This is a genomic window from Cupriavidus sp. H18C2, assembly GCF_049393795.1.
In the GTDB taxonomy this organism is placed as follows: Bacteria; Pseudomonadota; Gammaproteobacteria; order Burkholderiales; family Burkholderiaceae; genus Cupriavidus; species Cupriavidus pauculus_C.
This window is the reverse complement of the sequence record NZ_CP186011.1, coordinates 147069-165092: the sequence shown is the minus strand read 5'-3', so window position 1 is coordinate 165092 and position 18024 is coordinate 147069. Positions and strand designations below refer to the sequence as shown.

At 67.8% G+C, this 18024-nt stretch carries 13 protein-coding genes and 1 rRNA gene; 4 read left to right on the top strand and 10 right to left on the bottom strand.

What is annotated here, in order from left to right:
* Positions 1-94 precede the first annotated feature (94 nt).
* Positions 95-385 (bottom strand): transposase, encoded by a 291-nt coding sequence (locus EPAKOI_RS17390; RefSeq protein WP_124685503.1) that lies wholly within the window; start codon positions 383-385, stop codon positions 95-97.
* An 886-nt stretch (positions 386-1271) separates the two neighbouring features.
* Between EPAKOI_RS17390 and EPAKOI_RS17385 the strand changes: the two genes are divergently transcribed.
* From EPAKOI_RS17385 to EPAKOI_RS17375, 3 genes are all read left to right on the top strand, one after another.
* Complete coding sequence (locus EPAKOI_RS17385; protein WP_423194111.1) at positions 1272-2225, top strand: LysR substrate-binding domain-containing protein; 954 nt, start codon at positions 1272-1274, stop codon at positions 2223-2225.
* Between the two features lie 279 nt (positions 2226-2504).
* Positions 2505-3167: a response regulator gene (locus EPAKOI_RS17380; RefSeq protein ID WP_124685505.1), complete on the top strand. Its 663-nt coding sequence runs from the start codon at positions 2505-2507 to the stop codon at positions 3165-3167.
* Between the two features lie 95 nt (positions 3168-3262).
* The gene (locus tag EPAKOI_RS17375) at positions 3263-4594 is read left to right on the top strand and encodes a cobyrinate a,c-diamide synthase (protein ID WP_423194110.1); all 1332 of its coding nucleotides are present in this window, start codon (positions 3263-3265) and stop codon (positions 4592-4594) included.
* Positions 4595-4617: 23 nt separating this feature from the next.
* Here EPAKOI_RS17375 and EPAKOI_RS17370 read toward each other — a convergent pair whose 3' ends face one another.
* Both EPAKOI_RS17370 and EPAKOI_RS17365 read right to left on the bottom strand, forming a co-directional pair.
* Positions 4618-5073, bottom strand: coding sequence for a MarR family winged helix-turn-helix transcriptional regulator (locus tag EPAKOI_RS17370; RefSeq protein WP_124685506.1), 456 nt, complete (start codon positions 5071-5073; stop codon positions 4618-4620).
* A gap of 24 nt (positions 5074-5097) precedes the next feature.
* Positions 5098-6711 (bottom strand): MFS transporter, encoded by a 1614-nt coding sequence (locus EPAKOI_RS17365; RefSeq protein ID WP_423194109.1) that lies wholly within the window; start codon positions 6709-6711, stop codon positions 5098-5100.
* 149 nt (positions 6712-6860) lie between these two features.
* Between EPAKOI_RS17365 and rocF the strand changes: the two genes are divergently transcribed.
* The gene (rocF, locus tag EPAKOI_RS17360) at positions 6861-7763 is read left to right on the top strand and encodes an arginase (RefSeq protein WP_124685507.1); all 903 of its coding nucleotides are present in this window, start codon (positions 6861-6863) and stop codon (positions 7761-7763) included.
* Here rocF and guaD read toward each other — a convergent pair whose 3' ends face one another.
* From guaD to rrf, 7 genes are all read right to left on the bottom strand, one after another.
* A complete protein-coding gene (gene guaD, locus EPAKOI_RS17355; RefSeq protein ID WP_423194108.1) occupies positions 7764-9116 on the bottom strand; it encodes a guanine deaminase in 1353 nt (450 codons plus the stop codon).
* A gap of 16 nt (positions 9117-9132) precedes the next feature.
* Complete coding sequence (locus EPAKOI_RS17350; RefSeq protein WP_124685509.1) at positions 9133-10434, bottom strand: MFS transporter; 1302 nt, start codon at positions 10432-10434, stop codon at positions 9133-9135.
* 232 nt (positions 10435-10666) lie between these two features.
* A complete protein-coding gene (adeC, locus tag EPAKOI_RS17345; protein WP_423194107.1) occupies positions 10667-12175 on the bottom strand; it encodes an AdeC/AdeK/OprM family multidrug efflux complex outer membrane factor in 1509 nt (502 codons plus the stop codon).
* Entirely contained in the window at positions 12172-15318 is a 3147-nt protein-coding gene (locus EPAKOI_RS17340; RefSeq protein WP_423194106.1) for an efflux RND transporter permease subunit, read from the bottom strand. Before EPAKOI_RS17340 ends, adeC begins: the two co-directional genes overlap by 4 nt.
* A 26-nt stretch (positions 15319-15344) precedes the next feature.
* A complete protein-coding gene (locus tag EPAKOI_RS17335) occupies positions 15345-16508 on the bottom strand; it encodes an efflux RND transporter periplasmic adaptor subunit (protein WP_313839427.1) in 1164 nt (387 codons plus the stop codon).
* Between the two features lie 769 nt (positions 16509-17277).
* A complete protein-coding gene (locus EPAKOI_RS17330) occupies positions 17278-17670 on the bottom strand; it encodes an endonuclease (RefSeq protein WP_124685513.1) in 393 nt (130 codons plus the stop codon).
* Positions 17671-17885: 215 nt separating this feature from the next.
* Positions 17886-17999 (bottom strand): 5S ribosomal RNA (gene rrf / locus EPAKOI_RS17325).
* Positions 18000-18024: the final 25 nt, after the last annotated feature.

The following is an 18024-nucleotide window of genomic DNA, read 5'->3' as shown; positions in this document are numbered from 1 at the left end:
GAAAACCTTTCTCACCAGAAACACTCCAGAATTCGATGGCAATGCCACGCATTGCCCGGGCGAAAAGCTGCGGCCCGCGCGGGCCGGCCCGGCGTCACGCGTCCGCCTTGCCGTTGCCACGCCTGCCGCCACGGTTGCGCAGCAGCTCCAGTTGCAGCAGCGCATCCGCAAGCATACTCTTGAGCCGCACGTTTTCTTCCTCCAGCTGGCGCAGGCGCCGCGTGTCGACGGCATCGCCCTGCCGGGGCGCGCCGTACCGGGCACGCCAGCCATAGAACGACGCATCGCTGAACCCGTAGCGCGCGCACAGCTCACGCACCGGCACGCCGCTCGCGGCCTCGGCCAGGTACATGCGGATCTGTTCCTCCGAATAGCGTCTGTTCACCGATGCCTCCGCTCGTCGGCTGCGGGTGCGGCGCACCCGGCAGCCTGCCGGTCACGCTGCCGATGGTGCGCTTGTGCAGCGCTTGTGTGCCGCTGGTGCCCGTAAGGTAGCCCACCCCCTGGACAAAAGGAATTCAGTGTCTTCGCGGGACGAGTTAAGCAAAAAAGAAAGGGCTTGCCGCTACGGCAAGCCTGCCTGCCGGGCGCGCGCCATGGTGGTGCCGACCCCCATATGGGGCAGCCGCCTCGGCCACGTCAAATTTTGTTTTTCCAACTTGGAACATTTCGTGCCCACGCCCGGTTCGGTCAGTCGCTTCAAACCCTGCGGCGCACGCCGTGCTGGCCACGACGCGCTGCATCCGGCGCGGGCGGACGGCCGCAAAACGCCCGTCCCATGCGGCATTCCGCCATGTCTGCATGTATGAACAACGCGTGCTTGCGCGGCGCGAACGCGTCGGCATCCAAACGTGTTCTAGTAGTTTTCTGAATGTTGTATTAAGCTTCCTTCGCATCAACTAAGTTTCAGAATGCCTGCAAGGCACGCCTCCTGGCGTAGCAGACAGGCGACCGGCGGCACGCCACGGCAACGTTTGCCGATGCGCGCGCCAGGCCGGGTCCGGGCCTGAGGAAGAGGAGCCACTGCCGCACCGCACATGCCTTCGACGCAGCGTCGAAGAAGCGCGGTTTCGTGGAGCAGTCCATGCGCAACACATGGACCGCAATGCCCGGGCGTATCGATTTGTCCCCGCCCCTTGTCGTAGTCGAGCTGTATTGGTCGCAGTCGTTGCGCGGTGTCGCCACCGGCCCTGGCCGGTGACGCCGCCTGAAGCTGTAATGCTTCGCCACAACAAGAAAAAACCAGAAGTCTCGGATCGGGAGAAGTCAGTATGCGGCATGTCAGCACCAAGCTATTGCATGTGTTCGTCCTGCTCATGGAGTACCGCGATCTCAGCGCGGTAGCGGCCTGCACCCAGGGCCGCATTCCAACCGTGGCCTACAGCCTGGCCCGCCTGCGCGAGATCACCGGCGACGCGCTGTTCGTCAAGCGCAACGGCACGCTGGAGCCCACGCCGCACGCGCTGCGGCTGGAGCGCACCGCGCGGCAGATCCTGGTGCGCTGGAACCAGCTGGTCCAGCCCCAGGATGCCGACGCCCTGCCGGCCAGCAGCGGCCGGCGCATCTCCATCGGGTTCTCGCCGTCCATCGGCGACCCCGTCATCACGGAAATCCTGACCGCGCTCTGCGAGCGCTTTCCGCGCGACAGCTTCATCACCCGCCCCGTCATCGCCGATGCGGCGCTGGGCGACTCGCTCGACACCGGCGACCTGGACTGCGCGTTCGTCGTCGACGGGGCCAACGTGCCGGACAGCGTCATCCCGCATAGCATCCTGGCCACGCCGCGCCGGCTGGTCAGCGCCGCGCGGGGCGCCAGCAAGGAAGAAGCCGAGACCGACTGGATCCTGCTGCAGGAAGACTGCGAGCGCCACAGCCCGCTGCATGCGTTTCTGGCGCGCCGGGCCAACACGCCGGGCCATCGCGAGACGGTGGTGCCGTCGTGGCACACGCAGATCACGCTGCTGCACGCGGCCGGCGGAGTCTGCCCGGTGCTGGACTTCAACGTGCCGCTGGTGACGCGCGACCGCAAGACCCGGCTGCTGCCGCCGCCCGCGGCGTTCCCGGCCTGGGCCGCGCTGCATTTCTGGATGCCGCAGCGCGCGCCGGACCGCACCGCGCTGCGCGACATCATGGACGTGGGCGCATCGGTACTGCGCGACCCGCTCAAGGCCATCGACAGCCGCCACCACGCCGAGCACCGCCCCCGCCCGCTCGCCATCGCCTGACCCCGTCTGCCGGCGGGGCCTCGTCACCGTCCGGCCAGCTCCGCGCGAATGCATGGTCGATCCATGCATTTTGCGAATCCTCTCACTCCCTTCATCGCCGCCGCGCATTAACCTCGCTGGGCATCGTTGCGTGGCGGGACTTACCCCATTTGGCCCGCACCGCCGCGAGGACGCAGTCATGCGTCGTTGCGCCGCACCGCCCCTGGGCGCGTGCGGCGCTTTTTTGACGTCAGCGGGCAGCCTAACGCTGAGCCTCGGGTACAGGACAGGAGTCGATGGATGACGTTGAGGATATTGCTGGCAGACGATCACCCCGTCATTACGGCGGCGATCGGAGCCAGATTGCAGTCGCAGACCGGGTGGGAGGTCTGTGGAGAGATTGCCACCGCCACCGAGCTGCTCCAGCAGACCGAACTGCTGCGCCCCGATGTGGTGGTGACCGATTTCCACATGCCCGGCCCGGCGCAGCTTGACGGCATGCGCCTGCTCACGGCCCTGCGGCGGCGATATCCGACCATGTCGATCATGGTGCTGACGATGATTACCAATCCGCTGGTGCTGCGGACCATCCTCGACGTGCGCGTGCAGGGGCTGCTGCTCAAGGACAGCCAGTTGCCGGAGATCGTCACGGCCATTGCCCGCGCGCAGCGCGGCTTCACCTATATCGGCAAGTCGGCGCTGCGGGCGCTGGCCCCGGCCGAGGTGCGCACGATGGCGCCGCTGGGGCGCGACACGATGCAGCGTCTGTCCGCCCGCGAGATGGAGGTGCTGCGCCTGTACCTGACCGGCCGCACGGTCACCGAGATCGCCACCACGCTGTGCCGCAGCGTGAAGACCATCAGCCGCCAGAAGAACTGCGCCATGCACAAGCTGGGCGTCAGCAACGACCGCGAGTTGTTCGAGTGCGCGGCGCTGCAGGGCATGGTGCTGCCGCGATGCTGATGGCCATGCGGACCGCTCGTTATAATCGGCCGCGCCAGCCGGCCCGCCTCAGACCACCGCCGGGCGCTGGACGGCCCGCCACGATGCTTACACCCATGTCGCAACCTTCCTCCGCTCCCCTTGCCGCCCGCGCCCGCGCGGTGCCCACGCTGATGATCGCCGCGCCGGCGTCGGGCCAGGGCAAGACCACCGTGACCGCCGCGCTGGCGCGGCTCCATGCGCGCCAGGGGCGCCACGTGTGCGTGTTCAAGACCGGCCCCGACTTTCTGGATCCGACCTTGCTGGCCGCGGCCAGCGGTGCCCCGGTGCAGTCGATCGACCTGTGGATGACTGGCGAAGCCGACGCGCGCGTCCGCCTGGCCGAGGCGGCGGCGGAAGCGGACCTGATCCTGGTGGAAGGCGTGATGGGCCTGCACGACGGCACGCCAAGCAGCGCGGACGTGGCGCGGCTGTTCGGCCTGCCCGTGCTGGCCGTGATCCAGGCCGGCGCGATGGCCCAGACCTTCGGCGCGCTGGCCTATGGCCTGGCGCACTACGGCGACCCGTTCCACGCGATGCACGTGCTGGCCAACGGCGTCGGCAGCGCGCGCCACGCGGACATGCTGCGCGAGAGTTTGCCGCCCGGCATCGCCTGGGCCGGCGCGCTGGCGCACGACGCGGCGGCCAGCCTGCCGGCGCGGCACCTGGGGCTGTTCAGCGCCGACGAACTGCCAGACCTGATGACGCGGCTCGACGTGCTTGCCGATGCCTTGGCTGCGCTGCCGCTGTCGCACCTGCCCGAGCCGGTGACGTTTGCCGGCCCCGCCATCGCGCCGCCGCCACGGCTGCTGGCCGGCAAGCGTATCGCCATCGCGCGCGACGACGCCTTCCGCTTCATCTATCCGGCCAACCTGGAAACCCTCGTCGCGCTGGGCGCGCACCTGGCGTGGTTCTCGCCGCTGCGGGACGCGGCGCTGCCGCCGTGCGACGCGGTCTGGCTGCCGGGTGGTTATCCGGAGCTCCATGCCGCCGCGCTGGCCGCCAACACGGCGATGCGGCAGGCGCTGCGCGACGCCTGCGCGTGCGGCGTGCCGATGCTGGCGGAATGCGGCGGGATGATGGCGCTGTTCGAGCAGTTGGTGGACAAGGACGGGACCAGCCATGCGATGGCCGGCGTGCTGCCGGGGACGGTCACGATGCAGCGCCGGCTGTCGGCGATCGGCCATCAATCCGTGACGATGCCCGGCACGGGCGAGGTACTGCGCGGTCACACCTTCCACTATTCGCGGGCGGCCACGTCATGGGCGCCGGCGGCGCGGGCCACGTCGCCGCGCGACGGCAGCCAGGGCGAGGCGGTGTACCAGGCCGGCAGCCTGACCGCGTCGTACGTCCACTTCTATTTCCCGTCGAACCCGGTGGCGGTGGCGCGGCTGTTCGGGGCGGTGTAGCGGACGACGTAGGGGGGAAACGCTCAGGCGGCGTCGCGTTCGGTGCGGGCCACGGCGTCGGCGATGCCGGCCTCAAGCTGGGCAAGGCCCTTCGACAGGTTGTGCATCGTGGTGTCGGACACATTGGCCAGCACGTCCTGCAGGAACGCGGACCGGCGCGGCAGGGCCTGGTCGACGATCTCGCGGCCCAGGTCGGTCAGCGTGACGTTGGTCATGCGGTTGTCGCGCTCGCTCGTGGAGCGCTCGATCCAGCCCAGCTCCTGCAGGGCCTTGAGCTGGCGCGTCAGCGCGCCGGGGTCCATGCCCACGCGGTCGGCCAGCGGCTTTTGCGCGATCGGACCCTCGTGGCCGTGCAGGGCAAACAGAATGCGCCAGCGCGGCAACGGATGCCCGATACGCTGTTCGAACGCGGCGGCATAGGCGCGGTAGGTGCGTCCGAACTGTTGCAGCACGGCCAGGCTTTGTCGCTCCAGTTCCAAATCCAGTCTCCAGTTTGGCGAATGTCAGTCCGCGGCCATCACGGGCTCATGTACCCGGACCAGCTTGATCGGCGGCACGCGGCGTACCCGCCAGATGCCCACCAGGGCCGCGACGGCCGCCAGCAGCAGGCCCAGATGGATGGCGCTCACCAGCGACACCCGCGCCTGCTCCAGCAGCAGGGCTCCATTGTGCCCTGCCTGCTGCAGGTTGGTCAGCAATTCCACCTGCGCGGCCTTGTCGATCAGGATCTGGGGGTCGGTCAGCCGGCCGGCCCAGTCCGTCGCATGGGCCGAGGCCAGCGACGCGTTGACGCCGGCGGTATAGCTGCGCGTGACCAGCGTGCCGACCAGCGCCGTGCCGACCATCCCGCCCACCATGCGCAGTGACTGCAACATGGCGGTGGCAATGCCCAGGTGCGAGCGGCCGGCCGTCTGCTGCGCGAAGACGGTCAGGTTGGGCAGCACGAACCCCAGGCCCAGCCCCGCGCAGAGCATGATCGCGAGCAGCAGATTGTGATGCATGCCGCGCGTGGCCTGCGACAGGCCCAGCAGCGCCAGCGCCAGCATCGCAAAGCCGGCGTAGAGCATGCTGTTGGGCTGCGGGATGCGCGTGATGATCCGCCCGTTGACGATGCTGCCCACGGTGATGCACACCACCAGCGGCGTGACCAACAGGCCCGCCTGCTTCGGCGAGTAGCCGAACCCGCCCTGGAACAGCAACGGCGCATAGAGCAGCAGGGCGAACATCGTGAAACCGCCCAGCACGCCGAGCACGAACAGCGGCGCCAGCGCGGGGTTGCGGAACATGTCGAGCGGCAGGATCGGGTTTTGGCAACGGTGCGACCACTGCCAGAGCGCCGCAAACGACGCACACGACAGCAGCATCAGCCCGCACGTCACAAGGCCGAAGCCCCGCTCGGGCAGCCATTCCACCGACAGTTGCAGGCTGCCCAGGCCCACCGCGATCAGCAGCGCGCCGAACCAGTCGATCCGCACCGGCCCCTCGTGCCGCTGCTGCCGCAGGTGCGGCAGGTAGCGCCAGGCGAACACCAGCCCCAGCAGCCCCACCGGCACATTGATATAGAACACGGCGCGCCAGCCGTACCACTCGGTCAGCAGGCCGCCCAGCGATGGGCCCACCGCGTTGGCGATGCCGAACGCGGTGCTCATCAGCACCTGCCAGCGCAGCCGGACGTGGGAATCGGGAAAGAGGTCCGGCACGCACGCGAACGCGGTGCCCACCAGCATCCCGCCGCCAATGCCCTGCAGCGCCCGCGCGGCCACCAGGAACGGCATGCTGGTGGCCATCCCGCACAGCACGGACGCGGCCAGGAACACGATGATCGACGCCAGCACGAACGGCTTGCGCCCGTAGTAGTCGCCCAGCCGGCCGAACACCGGCACGGTGACGACCGACGTCAGCAGGTAGGCCGTGGCCACCCAGGCGTAGTACTCGAACCCCTGCAGCTCGGCCACCACGGTCGGCAGCGCCGTGGACACCACGGTCTGGTCCAGCGCCACCAGCATCACGACGAACGCGATACCGAGCATCGCCAGCAGCGACTCCCGAAACGGCAGCACCTGCCCGGCATTGCCAGTCAGTGGCTCATGCTCCACACCACGCGATTCCGATGCCATTTTCTATTGCCCGATCAATCATTGCTCAATCAACGATTCAGGAATTATAGGGCGGGCGATGCCGTCCTGCAGGAGATTTTTGGCGCTTTTCCGGTGTCAATCTGGATCGGTGCGATCATGGCACCGGACATCCCTTACCAGGAGGTGGCATGAAGCCAGTGACGTTGATAGGGGCGCCGACCGACGTGGGCGCGAGCATCCGCGGGGCGTCGATGGGGCCGGACGCGCTGCGCGTGGCGGACATCGCCGGCGCGCTGACCCGCACCGGGCTGCAGGTCCACGACCTTGGCAACCTGGGCGGGCCGGGCAACCCCTGGCAGCCACCGGTCGATGGCATGCGGCACCTGCAGGAAGTGCTGGCGTGGAACGAGCAGGTGTTCGAGACCGCCTACGCGACGCTGGCGGCCGGCCACATGCCGCTGCTGATGGGCGGCGATCATTGCCTGGCCATCGGGTCGGTCAGCGCGGCGGCGCGCCACTGCCGCGAGCAGGGCAAGAAGCTGCTGGTGCTGTGGCTGGACGCCCATGCCGATGCCAATACCGGCAGCACCAGTCCCACCGGCAACATCCACGGCATGCCGGTGGCCTGCCTGTGTGGCGACGGCCCGGCGCCGCTCACGGCCCTGAGCGGCGTCACGCCGGCCATGTCGGCGCAGCAGATCCGGCAGGTGGGCATCCGCAGCGTGGACGCCGAGGAAAAGCTGCGCCTGCGCGAGCTGGGGCTGACCGTCTACGACATGCGCTATATCGACGAGAACGGCATGCGCCAGACCATGGAGCGCGCGCTGGCCGGCATCGACGCCGACACCCACCTGCATGTCAGCTTCGATGTCGACTTCCTGGACAGCCAGATCGCGCCCGGCGTAGGCACGCCCGTGCGGGGCGGCCCCACCTACCGCGAGGCGCACCTGGCACTGGAGATGATCGAGGACACCGGCGCGCTCGGCTCGCTCGACGTGCTCGAACTGAATCCCGCGCGCGACGTGCACAACCAGACGGCCGAACTGGTGGTGGAACTGCTGGAGAGCCTGTTCGGCAAGTCGACACTGTAGTCACGCGGCGCCAGCGCCGGCCGGATAGCGGAACGGGTCGCACCCGGTGTCGCGGTCGTAGACCCGCTCGCCGGCCACGTAGGTGGCACGCACGGCGCGGTCGTCGCCCAGCGTCATCAGCACGAACAGTTGCTCGACGATGTCGTTGCAGTAGCCGCTGCGGAACGCCAGCAGCGGCGTGGCGTTGCGGTCCAGCACGACCAGGTCGGCCTCGAAGCCCGGCGCGATGGTGCCTATCGTGTCGTCCAGGTACAGCGCCTCGGCGCTGCCGCGCGTGGCCAGGTAGTAGGCCTGGATGGCGTTGAGCCGCGTGCCGTTCATCGCCGCCACCTTGTACGCCTCGTTCAGCGTCTGGAGCTGGCAGAAGCTGGTGCCAGCGCCGATGTCGGTGCCCAGCCCCACGCGCACGGGCCGCTTGGCCAGCCGGGCATCGAACAGCCGGAACAGGCCGCTGCCCAGGAACAGGTTCGACGTCGGGCAATGGGCCAGCGCGGCGCCGGTCTGGTGGCACAGCGCAAAGTCCTGTTCCGTCAGGTGGATGCCGTGCCCGTAGACCGACCGCGCGCCGACGATGCCCGCGTGGGCGTAGACGTCCAGGTAGCCACGGCGCTCGGGGAACAGCGACATCACCCAGTCGATCTCGGCCAGGTTCTCGCACAGGTGCGTCTGCACGTAGGCATCGGGATACGCTTCGCGCAGCGCGCCGCAGGCCTGGAGCTGGGCGTCGGTGCTGGTAGGCGCAAAGCGCGGCGTGATGCAGTAGTGCTGGCGGCCCGGCTTGTGCCAGCGCTCGATCAGCGCCACGCTGTCGCGGTAGCCGGTCTCGGCGGTGTCCAGCAGCGCGGGCGGCGCGTTGCGGTCCATCATCACCTTGCCGGCGATCATCCGCGTGTTGAAGCGGGCCGACTCCTCGAAGAAGGCGTCCACCGACTGCGGATGCACGGTGCAATAGACCATGGCCGTGGTGGTGCCGCTGCGCAGCAGTTCGCGCAGGAACACGCGGGCCACGCCCTGCGCGTGCGCCGCGTCGGCAAACTGCTGCTCGGCCACGAAGGTGTACTTGTCGAGCCATTCGAGCAACTGCTCGCCGTACGCGGCCACCATCTGGGTCTGCGGATAGTGGATATGGGTGTCGATGAAACCCGCGCTGACGATGCCGTCCGCATAGTGCGTGACGGGCGTGCCGGCCGGCAGACGCTGGCGTACCGTCTCTGCCGGGCCGAAGTCGCGGATGCGGCCGGCGTCGATCACGATCAGCGCGTCGGGCTCGTAGACCAGGCAGGACGCGGGCTCCTGCAGGAACGGGTCGCCGCGGAACGTCACCGCGGCGGCGCGGATGGCGGAGATGGCCATGTCGGTTACTCCCTCTCTAAGGCTGTCCGTCCGTGGCGGCGGCCGGCGCCGGGTACGTCTCGCGCATCAGCAGCGCCAGCACCAGCGCCACCACCAGCGCCGCCACGATGGGCACCGCGGCATACTGGGCCAGCGCCAGCGTGTGGGCCGGCAGGCCGTGGGCCTCGCCCAGTGCCACGCGCGCACCGGGCCGCGCGATCATGATGCCGCCGGCGATGAAGGCCAGGCCGTTGACGAACGCGGCCGACGTGCCGATCAACTGCGGCGGCACCACATCGGCGGCACTGCTGAATGTCAGCATATGCGCCGCGTTGGCAAAGCCAAAACAGAAACTGAGCACCAGCACCAGCCACACGGGCACGCCCGGCACGTAGAGCGTCACGCCGGCGCACACAAGCTGCACGACGCAGCCGGCGATGATGGGCAGCTTGCGCCGGTGGATGCGGTCAGACCACGCGGGCACGACCAGGCAGCCGGCCGCCAGCCCGAGCCACAGCAGCGACGCGCTGAACGCCGCCAGCTCCGGCGACGCGCCGCGCACCGCCATCAGCTTGGGCATCCACACCACCCCGGCGGCCAGCAGGCTGCCGAACAGCGCCGCGCAGATCAGCGCCGACACCCAGACGTGGCCGTTGCGCGCCACATCGGCCAGCGCCGACAGCACCGACCGCACGAACGCCACCGGCCCCTGGCCCGACGACGGCACCGGCGTGGGATTGCGCAGGTACGCGAACGCCAGCAGGGCCAGCACCACGCCAGCGGCACCGACATAGTTGAACAGCGTGCGCCAGTCCATCCGCTCCAGCGCGAACTGGAGCGCGTTGACCGAGAACGCCGACGACAGCGACGCGCAGAACTGCACCAGCCCGAACATGAAGCTGAAGCGCGCCATGCCGAACCACTGCCCGCCAATGTAGCCGCCGCCCACGAAGCCCGTGCACGCACCCACGGCCATGACGAACTGCGACAGCACCAGCATGCCGTAGCTTTCCGCATTGGCGAACAGGAAGACGCCGGCCATGACCAGGACGACCGACGCCGGCAGCACCTTGTGCGCGCCGAGCCGGTCCAGCAGCGCGCCGCCGAAGAACTGGCAGACGGCGAACACCCATGTGTAGACGGCGGCGATGGTGCTCACCTGCGTCACGCTGAGCGACACGTCGCGCGCGATGTCGGGGTTGACGATCGAATAGCCGGTCTGCACGCTGAACAGGTAGATCACGAACAGGACCGAGAGCGCCCAGACCCACCAGGCGTGGGCCCCGCCCAGTTGCACGGGCCGGACCGGGGAAATCGATGCGGATTGCGTGGGTGCCATCAGTCGCCTCCTTCGATACCATCGGATGCGTTGACTATCGTGCACAGGCAGGCGTCACCGAAGTGAAATCTTTCGGGGAACAGGGGTCCGCGGTATTCCACCGCGTTTATGTCGATACCGCTCTGACGCCGCAGACAGGGCGCGCGCAGTCAGAGGCGCCGCAGCGAGCGCGCATGAAAAAACGGAGGCAGCCAGAAGCTGCCTCCGTCGTGACTGCCGGGTCCGGGTGGACTCAGGATGCCTGGCGGGCGCTGGCCGTCGGGTTGGCCGGGGTGTTGCCCGACGTGCTGCCCGTGGTCGTGGTGCCCGCGTCGGGGGCGGGCGCGCCGGTGGCCTCGTTCAGCCCGCCGCCCAGCGCCTTGAACAGGTTCACCTCGCTGGTCAACTGGTTGAGCCGCGCCTCGATCAGCGCCTGCTGCGCCGTGAAGAGCTGGCGCTGCGCATCGAGCACGGTCAGGTAGCTGTCCACGCCGGTGCGGTAGCGGCCCTCGGCCAGCCGGTAGTAGTCCGAGCTGGCCTCGACCAGCCGCGTCTGGGCCGCCACCTGGTCGGTGAACGTGCCGCGCGCGGCCAGGCCATCGGACACCTCGCGGAACGCCGACTGCACGGTGCGCTCGTACGTGGCCACGTTGATGTCCTTCTGGATGCGGGCGTAGTCCAGGCTCGCGCGCAGGCTGCCGGCCGTGAAGATCGGCAGCGTGATCTGCGGCTGGAACAGCCACGTCCCCGAGCCGGCATCGAACAGCCCCGACAGCTGGCGGCTGGCCGTGCCGCCCGACGCCGTGAGCTGGATGCGCGGGAAAAACGCCGCGCGGGCCGCGCCGATATCGGCGTTGGCCGATTTCAGGCGATGCTCGGCTTCGAGGATGTCGGGCCGGTTCTGCAGCAGGTCGGACGGCATGCCGGCCGGTACCTCGGCCAGCAGGTTCTGGTCCAGCGTCAGCCCTGCGGGCAGGTCGGGCGGCAGGCTGGTGCCGACCAGCAGCGCCAGCGCGTTGGCGTCCTGCGCCACCAGCCGCGTATAGCGGGCCAGCGACGCGCGCGCGTTCTCCACCTGCGTCTGCGACTGGCGCAGGTCCAGCCGCGACGCGATGCCTTCCTCGAAGCTGCGCCGGGTGAGGTTGTAGGTCCGCTCGTACGCGCTCAGCGTATCGCGCGTGACGGCCAGGTTGGCCTCGTCGGCGCGCTGCGTCAGGTACGCGTTGGCCACGCTTGCCACCAGCGCGATCTGCGTGCTGCGGCGCGCTTCCTCGCTGGCGAAGTACTGCTCCAGCGCGGCCTGGCTCAGGCTGCGCAGGCGGCCGAACAGGTCCAGCTCCCACGCGGTGGTGCCCAGCGACACGCCGTACTGGCTGCTGATGACCCGCTGGCCCGTCGACGACAGGTCGGCCGGCACACGTTGCCGCGTGCCCTGGCCGGTGGCGCCCACTTCGGGGAACAGGTCCGCGCGCTGGATGCGGTACTGCGCGCGGTAGGCGTCGACGTTGAGCGCGGCCACGCGCAGGTCGCGGTTGTTCTCCAGCGCAAGCTGGATCAGCCGGTGCAGCCGCGGGTCCGAGAAGAAGTCGCGCCAGCCCAGTTCCGCCGCGGACGGCGTCTGTGCCGCGGCCGTGCCGGCCTTGTAGGCGTCGCCCTGGGGATAGGCGGCGTCCACCGGCGCGGCGGGCCGCTCGTAGTTCGGAATCAGGCTGCAGCCCGCAAGCGCTGCGGCGGCGGCCAGGCAAAGTAGCGTCTGTCTCATGCTTGGGCTCCCGTTTCCAGGGAGGAAGGTCCGGACTTGCGGCGGCGTTCCTTGAGCGACGTCACCACGACAAAGAACAGCGGCACCCAGAAGATGGCCAGCACGGTGGCGGTAATCATGCCGCCGATCACGCCGGTACCGATGGCGTGCTGGCTGCCCGAGCCCGCGCCCTGCGAGATGGCCAGCGGGAACACGCCCAGCACGAACGCCAGCGACGTCATGATGATGGGCCGCAGACGCATGCGGCAGGCCTCGACCGCCGCCTCGACCACGCCCTTGCCCTGGTCGTGCAGGTCCTTGGCAAACTCGACGATCAGGATCGCGTTCTTCGCCGACAGGCCCACCGTGGTGAGCAGGCCCACCTGGAAGAACACGTCGTTCGACAGTCCGCGCGCCAGCGTCGCCATCAGCGCCCCGATCACGCCCAGCGGCACCACCAGCATCACCGAGAACGGGATGGCCCAGCTTTCATAGAGCGCCGCCAGACACAGGAACACCACGAGCAGCGACAGCGCGTAGAGCGCCGGCGCCTGGGAGCCCGACAGCCGCTCCTCGTACGACAGGCCCGTCCACGAGTACGCGATACCGGTCGGCATCTGCTTCATGATCTCCTCGACCGCCGCCATGGCCTCGCCCGAGCTCTTGCCGGCAGCCGGCTCGCCCAGGATTTCTACGGCCGGCACGCCGTTGTAGCGCTGGAGCTTCGGCGAACCGTAGCCCCACTTGCCGGACGCGAACGCCGAGAACGGCACCATGTCGCCCTTGTCGTTGCGCACGAACCACTTGTTCAGGTCCTCGGGGTTCATCCGCGCATTGGGACGGCCCTGCAGGTACACCCGCTTCACGCGGCCCCGGTCGATGAAGTCGTTCACGTAGCTGGAACCCCAGGCGATCGACACGGTACTGTTGATGTCCGACAGCGAGATGCCCAGCGCGCGGGCGCGCTCGTCGTCGATCTCCAGCACGTACTGCGGCTCGTCGTTCAGCCCGTTCGGACGCACGCGCTGCAGCGCCGGGTTCTTGGCGGCCAGCGCCAGGAACTTGTTGCGCGCGTCCATCAGCGCCTCGTGCCCCAGGCCGGCCTGGTCCTGCATGTAGAAGTCGAAGCCGGTGGCGTTGCCCAGTTCCTGCACGGCCGGCGGCGCGAACGCGAAGGCCAGCGAATCCCGGAACGTGCTGAACTTGGCCTGCGCGCGCTTGGTCAGGTCGAACACGCTCGTGGCGTCACCCTCGCGGTCCTTGAACGGCTTGAGCAGGATGAACGCCAGGCCCGAGCTCTGGCCACGGCCGGCAAAGTTGAAGCCGTTGACCGTGAACAGCGACTCGACGATCTTGCCTTCGTCGTTGAGCAGGTAGTTCCGCATCTGGTCCAGAACGGCCTGCGTACGCTCGGCCGACGACCCCGGCGGCGTCTGCACCTGGGCATACAGCACGCCCTGGTCTTCTTCCGGCAGGAACGAGGTGGGGATCCGCGTGAACAGGAAGCCCATCGCCAGCACGATCAGCACGTAGATGATCAGGAACGGCGCGCGGCGCTTGAGGATGCCGACCACCCCGCCCTCGTACTTCTGCGTGGTGCGGATGAAGCTGCGGTTGAACCAGCCGAAGAAGCCGGCCTTGTGCTCGCCGTGGTCGCCCTTCTCGATTGGCTTGAGCATCGTGGCGCACAGCGCCGGCGTCAGCACCAGCGCCACCAGCACCGAGAGCACCATCGCCGAGACGATCGTGATCGAGAACTGGCGGTAGATCACGCCCGTGGAGCCGCCGAAGAACGCCATCGGCAGGAACACCGCGGACAGCACCAGCGCAATGCCCACCAGCGCGCCCTGGATCTGGCCCATCGACTTGCGCGCGGCTTCCTTGGGCCCCAGGCCCTCCTCGGCCATCACCCGCTCGACGTTTTCGACGACCACGATGGCGTCGTCCACCAGCAGGCCGATGGCGAGCACCATCCCGAACATCGTCAGCGTGTTGATCGAGTACCCAAACGCGGCCAGCACGCCGAACGTGCCCAGCAGCACCACCGGCACGGCGATCGTCGGGATCAGCGTGGCGCGGAAGTTCTGCAGGAACAGGTACATCACCAGGAACACCAGCACGATGGCTTCGAGCAGCGTCTTCACCACCTCGTGGATGGAGTCGGAGATCACCGGCGTGGTGTCGTACGGGAACACCACCTTGATGCCCGGCGGGAACGACGGTTCGAGCTGGTTCAGCGTGTTGTGGATGTTCTTGACCGTTTCCAGCGCGTTGGCGCCAGAAGCCAGCCGGATCGCGATACCCGACGCCGGCCGCCCGTTGTACTGGGCGTTGATCGAGTAGTCCTGGCCGCCCAGGCCCACGTCGGCCACGTCGCGCAGGCGCACCTGCGAGCCGTCGGGGTTCACCTTCAGCAGGATGTTGCCGAACTGCTCGGCCGTCTGCAGCCGCGTCTTGCCGACCACCGTGGCGTTGAGCTGCTGGCCGCGCACGGCCGGCAGGCCGCCGAGCTGGCCCGAGGCCACCTGCACGTTCTGCGCCTTGATCGCGGTGCTGACGTCGAGCGGTGCCAGCTGGAAGCTGTTCAGCTTGGCCGGATCCAGCCAGATCCGCATCGCGTACTGCGAACCGAAGACCTGGAAGTCACCGACGCCCGAGGTGCGCGAGATCGGGTCCTGCAGGTTCGAGACGATGTAGTTCGAGAGGTCTTCCCGCGTCGTGCTGGGGTCCGTGGAGATCAGGCCCACGATGATCAGGAAGTTCCGCACCGACTTGGTCACGCGGATGCCCTGCTGCTGCACTTCCTGCGGCAGCAGTGGCTGCGCCAGGGCCAGCTTGTTCTGGACCTGCACCTGCGCGATGTCGGGGTTGGTGCCCTGCTCGAACGTGGCCGTGATCGTCATGCTCCCGTCGGAGTTCGATTCCGACGAGATGTAGCGCAGGCGGTCCAGGCCGTTAAGCTGCTGCTCGATGACCTGCACCACCGTGTCCTGCACCGTCTGCGCCGAGGCGCCCGGGTAGGCCACGGAGATGGCGATGGTAGGCGGCGCGATGGCGGGGTACTGCGTGACCGGCAGCGCGCGTATCGACAGCACGCCCGCCAGCATGATCACGAGCGCGATCACCCACGCAAAGATCGGGCGCTCGATAAAGAAATTAGACATGGCGAATCCTTATGCGTCGGTCCCGATCAGGACTTGGCGGCCGGCGCCGAGGCGGCGGCGGGTGCCGAGGCAGGGGCCAGGCCGGCCTGGGCCGCGGTGGCCTCGGTGGCCTTGACCTTGGCGCCGGGGCGGACGAACTGCAGGCCCTCGACGATCACGCGGTCGCCGGCCTTCAGGCCATCGGTAACGAGCCAGTTGTTGCCGATCGTGCGGTCCGTCTTGAGCACGCGCAGTTCCACCTCGTTGTTGGCGTTGACCACCAGCGACGTCGGCTGCCCCTTCAGGTCGCGCGTGACGCCCCGTTGCGGTGCAAGAATGGCCGACTGGCGGACGCCTTCAGCCAGGCGGGCGTGCACGAACATGCCGGGCAGCAACTCGTTGCGGGGATTCGGGAACACGGCGCGCAGCGTGACCGAGCCGGTGCTTTGGTCGACGGCCACTTCCGAGAACTCCAGGCGGCCCGGTTCCGAATAGGTGCTGCCATCCTCCAGCTGGAGCATGACCTTGGCGGCGTTGGCGCCGGCGCCCTGGAGCTGACCGTTGGCCAGTTCCTTGCGCAGGCGCAGCAGCGACGCGGACGGCTGCGTCACGTCGACATAGATCGGATCGAGCTGCTGGATGGTGGCCAGCGCGTTGGCCTGGCCATTGGTGACCAGCGCGCCTTCGGTGACCAGCGAGCGGCTGATGCGGCCCGAGATCGGCGCCAGCACCTTGGTGTAGCGCAGGTTGATGTGTGCCTGGTCGACGGCGGCCTTGGACTGCAGGTACGACGCCTGTGCCTCGGCATACTGCTGCTTGCTGACGGCTTCATCGCCGACCAGCCGGCCGTAGCGCTCCGCCAGCAGCTTGGACGATGCCAGCGTGGCCTCGGCGCTCTTGGCCGTGGCTTCGTACGTCGACGGGTCGATCTGGTAAAGCTGCTGGCCCTGCTTGACGTCGCTGCCTTCCACGAACAGCCGCTTCTGAATGATGCCGTTGACCTGCGGGCGGACTTCGGCGATCCGGTACGCGAGCGTCCGGCCCGGCAGCGAGGTGTCCAGCGTGACGGCCTCGTTCTTCAGCGTGACCACTTTCACTTCAGGCGTCTGGGCCGCGGGGGCTTCGTTCTTCTTGCCGCAGGCGGACAGCACCACCACGGCAAGAGCCAGCATGCCTGGAATCAAAGCACGCTTGGCGCGCGTTGCTTGCATAGCGATTTCCTCGAGGATGAAACGGATTGAATTCTTCTTGGTCCTGGCTCAAGCCAGGCAGGCGTCACGGCGCGCGTGGACGCAATTGGCGTGCCCACGACAGGCACGTGTCGGCTAACGGATTCAGCGGATTGTCGCCATGGGCCCCTGCTTTCGCCGGCTCTGCCGGCCTGGAGGAAAACTGAACACCAGACACGCCGCGCGCGCATCCGGCACAGGACTGCCCTGGCTGGGCTGCCCTGCTCCCCGTACTCTCAAAATTCCTGCTCGACCTTGGATGATCGGGATTACTGCTGCATGCAAGCCGTGCGCCGATCTAGGGTGGGCATCGTCTTACCGGTCGACAACAATAATCGGTTTCTCCGATATCTGCTGACGCACACCTGTCCTGTGGCGTCATTCACACAACCGGCACCCTTGGCTGGGTCCTGCGCGGCCCCCTCCTCCAAGGCGGGCCGGGCGTCCGGCGTCTGCGGCAATGCAGCATTTGAGCAGTCTGCCTGGCAAACAGTTCAATAAGCATGCTTGCGAATTTCGCTATGCTAACAGGTCGAAGTTGAATCAGGATGACAGAAAATTCCTTGTAATGAAGTGGAATGCTTCATTGCCACGTGGGAATCGGAAACCGCCACGCAGAATCCCAAAGGATTGGTGCCGTGTTGGCCATCTTGCGGAAAAGTGTTTTGCGGAGATGAGACAGTGGCGGGTCTGCCAAACAAAAAAACCCCGCCGATGTGGCGGGGTTCCCAATCAGTTGACGCGGCGGCGCTTAGGCGCCGTCGAGATAGAGGCTACGCGGCCCCAGGCGGTTACCGAGCAGCGGTCCATTCCAGCGCATGTCGCCACGATAGGCGCCTGCCATCCGGTCCGGTCGGGCCGGCGGTGCAACGGTGTTCTGATACGACTGCCGCTGGTAGGTCTGGGCCTGCGGTTGCGGAGCAAGATCCTGGCGAGTCGCGCGATCCGCACCCTGCGAGTACGGGTCGAACTTGTCGCCGGCACGGGCACCGCTGGTGTTCGGATCGTAAGTACCACTGATCGGCGCGGCGCTACCCTGGGTATAAGGATCGCGCGGGCCCGGCGTCGTCTGGGCCAGTGCCGAGACCGAAATCAACGCCAGCGCACCGGCTGCCAGCATATGTCGGGGTCGAAGCTTTTGCATGGACACCTCCTGAATGCGGAGGGATGGCGGGCTGCCATCCCCTGTGTCCACAGAGGAGCGAAAGGCGTGCCGGGCAATTTTGCGGACGATCATCCACAAAATGCGGGCGTTTGAACAGCGAGAGGCTGGCGCTTTTACAACCGCGCGGTAATGAATTCCGCCGCTGCAAAAGCAAAACCCCCAAGCTTTTGGGCTTGGGGGTTCTGGGTATAAGAGCCTGGCGATGACCTACTTTCACACGGGTAGTCCGCACTATCATCGGCGCAAAGTCGTTTCACGGTCCTGTTCGGGATGGGAAGGGGTGGTTCCAACTCGCTATGGTCACCAGGCATGAGGGGTTGCCGGCGCTGACGT

Bases quoted from the DNA above. Each gene is read 5' to 3' on its own strand.
- EPAKOI_RS17385 (WP_423194111.1), top strand. From the start codon at position 1,272: ATGCGGCATGTCAGCACCAAGCTATTGCATGTGTTCGTCCTGCTCATG.
- EPAKOI_RS17375 (WP_423194110.1), top strand. From the start codon at position 3,263: ATGTCGCAACCTTCCTCCGCTCCCCTTGCCGCCCGCGCCCGCGCGGTG.
- EPAKOI_RS17365 (WP_423194109.1), bottom strand. From the start codon at position 6,711: ATGGCATCGGAATCGCGTGGTGTGGAGCATGAGCCACTGACTGGCAAT.
- EPAKOI_RS17380 (WP_124685505.1), top strand. From the start codon at position 2,505: ATGACGTTGAGGATATTGCTGGCAGACGATCACCCCGTCATTACGGCG.
- EPAKOI_RS17335 (WP_313839427.1), bottom strand. From the start codon at position 16,508: ATGCAAGCAACGCGCGCCAAGCGTGCTTTGATTCCAGGCATGCTGGCT.
- EPAKOI_RS17350 (WP_124685509.1), bottom strand. From the start codon at position 10,434: ATGGCACCCACGCAATCCGCATCGATTTCCCCGGTCCGGCCCGTGCAA.
- EPAKOI_RS17330 (WP_124685513.1), bottom strand. From the start codon at position 17,670: ATGCAAAAGCTTCGACCCCGACATATGCTGGCAGCCGGTGCGCTGGCG.
- EPAKOI_RS17340 (WP_423194106.1), bottom strand. From the start codon at position 15,318: ATGTCTAATTTCTTTATCGAGCGCCCGATCTTTGCGTGGGTGATCGCG.
- guaD (WP_423194108.1), bottom strand. From the start codon at position 9,116: ATGGCCATCTCCGCCATCCGCGCCGCCGCGGTGACGTTCCGCGGCGAC.
- rocF (WP_124685507.1), top strand. From the start codon at position 6,861: ATGAAGCCAGTGACGTTGATAGGGGCGCCGACCGACGTGGGCGCGAGC.
- adeC (WP_423194107.1), bottom strand. From the start codon at position 12,175: ATGAGACAGACGCTACTTTGCCTGGCCGCCGCCGCAGCGCTTGCGGGC.